This window comes from Deferrivibrio sp., from assembly GCF_055117995.1.
This window is the reverse complement of the sequence record NZ_JBSQOT010000072.1, coordinates 1-5254: the sequence shown is the minus strand read 5'-3', so window position 1 is coordinate 5254 and position 5254 is coordinate 1. Positions and strand designations below refer to the sequence as shown.

The following is a 5254-nucleotide window of genomic DNA, read 5'->3' as shown; positions in this document are numbered from 1 at the left end:
CATAAAAAAATTTTGAAAGATTCAGATGTAGAATATCTTCATTTATATAGGGTTATTTTAAGAAGATTGAGGTCATTGTTATCAGAAATAAAAAGTTATATTGACAAAGACGTTTACATTCAATTTTCCAATAACTTGAAGCAACTAATAAAATTTACAAATGAACTGAGGGACTTGGATGTAACATTGATGTACATTTATGATTATTGCAAAAGATACTCAGAACTATCTGATATTCTTGAAATAATCAAAAAAGATGTTGAAAAGGCAAGAGAAAAGGAATTTGAAAATGTTTTGTCTCAAATAAAAAGTGAACAATTTAAAGACTTGCTTTTTAAAACAAAAAAATATGCGGAAAATATTGGTTTGATATCTGAAGATGTAAGCCTTGAATATTTTGTTGATAAGAAAATAAAAAAATTGACTGGCAAGGTTATTGGGCATAATCTTGAACAAATGAGTGATGAAGAGATTCATAATTTAAGAATTGAGTTTAAAAGACTGCGATATTTTTTTGAATATTTTTATCAATTTACAAAAGATAAAAAAAAATCGGATGTTTTTTCACAACTTAAAAAAGCACAGGAGCTTCTTGGAAAAAATCAGGATATATTTTTCCAGCTTAATATTTTTGAAAAATTGATATCTAAAAATGCATGCAATAATGAGTGTTTTGACAATATCAAGGAAAATTTATTGGCTGAAAAGCTCAATAATATGGTAAAATTTAAAAAGCTTTATAAAAAACTACAAAATAAACTGAAGTGAGTTTGAATGAAAATTATTTCCGTGTATTCGTCTAAAGGTGGAGTAGGTAAGTCAGTTACAGCAGTAAATCTTTCTTATCTTCTTTCAAAAAGAGGCTTTAAAGTGGTTTTATGGGATATTGATCCACAGGGGGCATCATCTTTTTATTTGAGAATCAAACAAAAACTTAAAGGTAAGGTTGAAAAGGTTATAACCGAATTTGAAAGATTTGATTTAAATATAAAGGAAAGTGACTATGAAAACCTTTATGTTCTTCCTTCGGATTTAAAATTAAAAGATATTGATTTGGTCATTGAAAAACTTAAAAAGTCTTCCAAAAAGGTTGAAAAGACTCTTAAAAAAGGGGTAATAAACCCGGATTTTATAATTATTGACTCACCCCCAGGGTTTACAAATATCAATAGCCTGATAGCAGAAATTTCAGACATTGTACTGGTCCCGGTGATCCCTACAGTATTATCTGTCAGAAGTTTGAAAATGTTGAAGAATTTCTTTGGAATGGAAAATATAAACACTAACAAAATATATCCGTTTTTTTCTATGGCCGATTTGAGAAAGAATATTCATAAGGAGATTCTTGAAAAGTACTCTGAAAAATTGAGAATAAAGTCAATTATCCCATACTCATCAGAGATTGAGAAGATGGGGGTATATTTGCAGCCTACCGGAGTATACGGTAGAAGTAGCTATATCAGGGATATTTATGAAAAATTTGCCGATGAAGTGGTAGAGATATGCAAAATAATAAAAAAATAGCCATAATTGACCTTGGGACAAATAGCTTAAGGCTGCAGATTTTCTCTCTTGAAAAAGATCAATTCGAATTGGTTGATGATTTTAAAGAGATTATAAGGCTCGGGGATGATATATTTAAATTTGGGTATATAACTGAGGATTCACTGCAAAATCTTATCGAAAATCTTAAACAGATTAAAAAAATATGTGAATCAAAACAGGTGGATAAAATAAGATTTATAGCTACTGCTTCACTTAGAGATACAAAAAACAGTGAAGAAATCAGGGAGAGTATAATAGAGTCTTTAAAACTTGAGCCTGAAATAATTTCAGGCGAAAAGGAGGCATATTTTGCATATCTTGCCGCATCTTCAAACTTTGAGATTAATGACAGTAAAGTATTGATAACCGATATAGGTGGAGGGAGCGGAGAATTTGTAATAGTGGATGATGGAAAAGTTGTGTTTAGTGAATCAACTAAACTTGGCTGCAACAGGCTGCTTCATGAATATTTTAGAAATGATCCACCTTTGCCTTCTGAGATAATTAACTTCAAAAATGCTATGAGAGAATTTTTTACTAAAAGACCCTTTGACAGGAGCATAGAGCATATAATTTGTCTTGGGGGAACATTAAACAATGTGGCTTCTATCCAGGCAAAAACAGCAGTTGCACAAGCAAAAAGGGTAAAATATGCAGATAGAAAGTTTTTAAAAAGGTTTCTGAGGATAATTGCAAACAATAATATTGAAAAAAGAAAAGGTATAAAGGGGCTTGAGCCAAAAAGGGCTGATATAATATTGCCGGCCTCACTTCTTATTGATGTTTTGCTTGATATTACCGGAAGAAGCGGATTTTATACACTCTCAGACGGTTTAAGGCTCGGTATTTTGATAGATACTGCAAATCAGATGGGTATCAAGCTTTCTTTTCAAAAAAATCACGAAAATCTAAAATTTTCAAGGGTGTATGATATCTGTAAAAAATACAAGGGGGAGATTGCTCATGCTGAGCAGGTGAGGAAATTGTCTGTAATTTTATTCAATTATTTTAAAGGGGTACTAAATTTAAATGATGAATTTCTTGAGCTGCTTGAAGCAGCAGCTCTTCTTCACGATATCGGGAATCATATTTCATATTCCCAGCATCATAAACATTCATATTATCTTATTATAAATTCCGATTTTATTGGCTTTAGCAATGAAGAGATTGAAATAATTGCAAATATTGCAAGGTATCACAGAAAAAGCATTCCCAAAAAATCCCATGAAAATTTTGTTGCTCTTGATGAAAACTCTCAGGATATTGTAAAAAAGCTTTCTGCTTTGCTTAGAATTGCCGATTCTTTGGACAGAAGTCACGAGCAAAAAGTCAAGAATATTTTGCTAAAAGAAAGGCAGGATAAATTTATTTTAACTTTGATGGGTAAAGGGGATTTGACTCTTGAAAAGGCGGGGGTACTCAAGAAAAAGGACTTTCTGGAAAAACTTTTAAATCTGGAGATAGAAATATTATGAAAAATGGGCTTTTTGGAGTTATAAATATTGGAGCCAGTGCTTTCAGAATGCAAATAAGCGAATTTGTAAATGGGGAGCAAAGGTTAATCGAATATCTTATAAAATCATTACCTCTTGGCAAAGACACTTTTACAAAAGGGTATATTACACTTGAGACAGTGAAAAAGTCAGCTGACATTTTAGGTGGATTTCAGAACAAGATGAGTGAATATAAAGTTGAAAAGTATGTGGCTGTGGCTACAAGTGGTCTAAGAGATGCAGTAAACAAAGATTTTTTTATAGATTATATATTTAAAAAGACAGGTATACAACTAAATGTCCTGGACCCTTATGAAGAGCTTTATATTCGATTTACTGCTCTTATGAATGAAATTGAAAATTTTTCAGATGTTGAAAAAGGAGGATTTTTATTTGCAAATGTCTCAAGTGGCAATGTGGCTATAGTAGTTAGCTTCCAGAAAAGCATAATTTATTCTGAAGCTCTGCCCTTTGGCAGTCTGAGACTTAATGAAATATTTAGAGATGTTGATGAAAGAGGTAAAGTGATAGCTTTTAGAAATTATGTTGATAATATGCTTGCAGAGGTTAAGAGGATAATAGGCAAAGTAAATATCAAGTTTGTTTATTTTACCGGGAGCACTGTTGATATTATAAGATTTTTCTTCAAAGAAAGTTCTACTGAATTTAATATCAATGATGTAAGACACCTTCTTGAAAAAATCGAGGGGCTTTCCTCTGAAGAAATAGTTGAAAATTATGGTTTAAGGCGAAGCCAGGCCGATATTTTAAAAGCGGTTCTTGTTACATACAGCAAGATTATGAAAATAACTGGCAAGAATAAATTTTATATTACCCCTACAACATTCCCTCACAAGCTCTTGATGTATTTTTCAAAAAGCTACCGAAAAAAAAGTTATGGAAAATACATTGAAAATTCCCTTTTATATTACGGCAAAAAGTTTGAGTTTGACAAAAACCATGCTTTGAAGGTCAAGGAAAATGTAAGAAAGATATTTAATGAACTAAAAGATATTCACAACTTACCTAATTCTTATCTCAGACTGCTTGAAATAGCTGCAATTACCCATGACTTTGGGTATTTTATAAACCCTTCAAATCATGAATATAACTCTTATCAAATTTTAAAATCCCTCCATTTGCCAGGAGTTTTTGAGAGAGATATGGAGGTGGTTTCTTTGGTAGTTTTGTTGCACAGGGAAGTTGAAGTGGATGATTACAAGGAGTATTTTCCGCCTGATGTTGATATTTTTCTGATAAAAAAGCTTGTGGCAATGTTTAGGGTGGCAGATAGTCTTGACTCAGGGCACAAACAGAAGATTGCTGATTTTATCGTGAAAAAGGAAACAGATATTGTAAAGGTAGTCGCAAGGACGGTAGACTATATTTTTCTTGAAAGGCTGTCTTTTGAAAAAAAATCCAAACTTTTTGAAAATGTTTTTGGAGTAAAAATTGAGCTTGAAGAAGACCCGATTAAATGAATTTCCTGTTATAAACAGAGAATTAAGCTGGCTTGAATTTAATGAAAGGGTACTTAATCTTTCATATAATAAAGAAATTCCTCTTTTTGAAAGGTGCAAATTTTTAGGAATATTTTCTTCAAACCTAAATGAATTTTTCATGATACGTGTCGGCGGTCTTAAGGATCAAATTGCTGCCGGATACGTAGAAAAAGATAGAGCCGGGTTTACCCCAGGGGATTTACTGATTAAATTGAATGAAAAAATAAAAAAATTATATGAAAAAGAGAGTAAATATTTTGAAAAGTTGATTGACGATCTTGCCAAAGCCAAATTTTATTTTAACCACATTGATAACGAAAATGTGAAGCGATATGTAAGGTATATTTTTGAAAAAGAAATAAGGATTGTTTTATCCCCTGTTGTGCTTACCAAAAATGCCCGTTTCCCATTTATCACCAGTGGTAAAATATTTTTAATGGTTGAGCTAATAAAAAATTCGGAAGTTTGTTATGGGGTTGTAATTGTTCCTGATAAAGTAGAAAAAATATTTACATTTTCCTTCAGTGATAAGAAATATTTTTTTACCAATTGTTTTATAATAGAAAGATATTTAAACGAGCTTTTTCCGGGCTATGAAATTACCGGCACAGCTAAGGTTAAAATTACAAGGAATGCTGACCTGGAAATAGATGAAGAGGGGGCTGAAGACCTTTTGCGTCTAATAGAAGAAAGTCTTGATAAAAGAAGAAAAGG

Annotated in this window: 5 protein-coding genes; all 5 read left to right on the top strand. The window is 31.7% G+C overall.

Annotated features, from left to right (window positions below; translation table 11 throughout):
- Nucleotides 1-768: CHAD domain-containing protein (locus ACTCAF_RS10865; RefSeq protein WP_463063300.1), on the top strand; the 768-nt coding region annotated here is incomplete at its 5' end.
- A 6-nt stretch (nucleotides 769-774) separates the two neighbouring features.
- Nucleotides 775-1524: a ParA family protein gene (locus tag ACTCAF_RS10860; RefSeq protein WP_463063299.1), complete on the top strand. Its 750-nt coding sequence runs from the start codon at nucleotides 775-777 to the stop codon at nucleotides 1522-1524.
- On the top strand, nucleotides 1503-3020 hold the full coding sequence (locus ACTCAF_RS10855) for a Ppx/GppA phosphatase family protein (protein WP_463063298.1): 1518 nt from the start codon (nucleotides 1503-1505) through the stop codon (nucleotides 3018-3020). Before ACTCAF_RS10860 ends, ACTCAF_RS10855 begins: the two co-directional genes overlap by 22 nt.
- The gene (locus ACTCAF_RS10850) at nucleotides 3017-4519 is read left to right on the top strand and encodes a Ppx/GppA phosphatase family protein (protein ID WP_463063297.1); all 1503 of its coding nucleotides are present in this window, start codon (nucleotides 3017-3019) and stop codon (nucleotides 4517-4519) included. The genes ACTCAF_RS10855 and ACTCAF_RS10850 overlap by 4 nt, the downstream gene beginning before the upstream one ends.
- The coding region (locus ACTCAF_RS10845) for a polyphosphate kinase (RefSeq protein WP_463063296.1) at nucleotides 4497-5254 on the top strand (758 nt) is incomplete at its 3' end. The genes ACTCAF_RS10850 and ACTCAF_RS10845, both read left to right, overlap by 23 nt.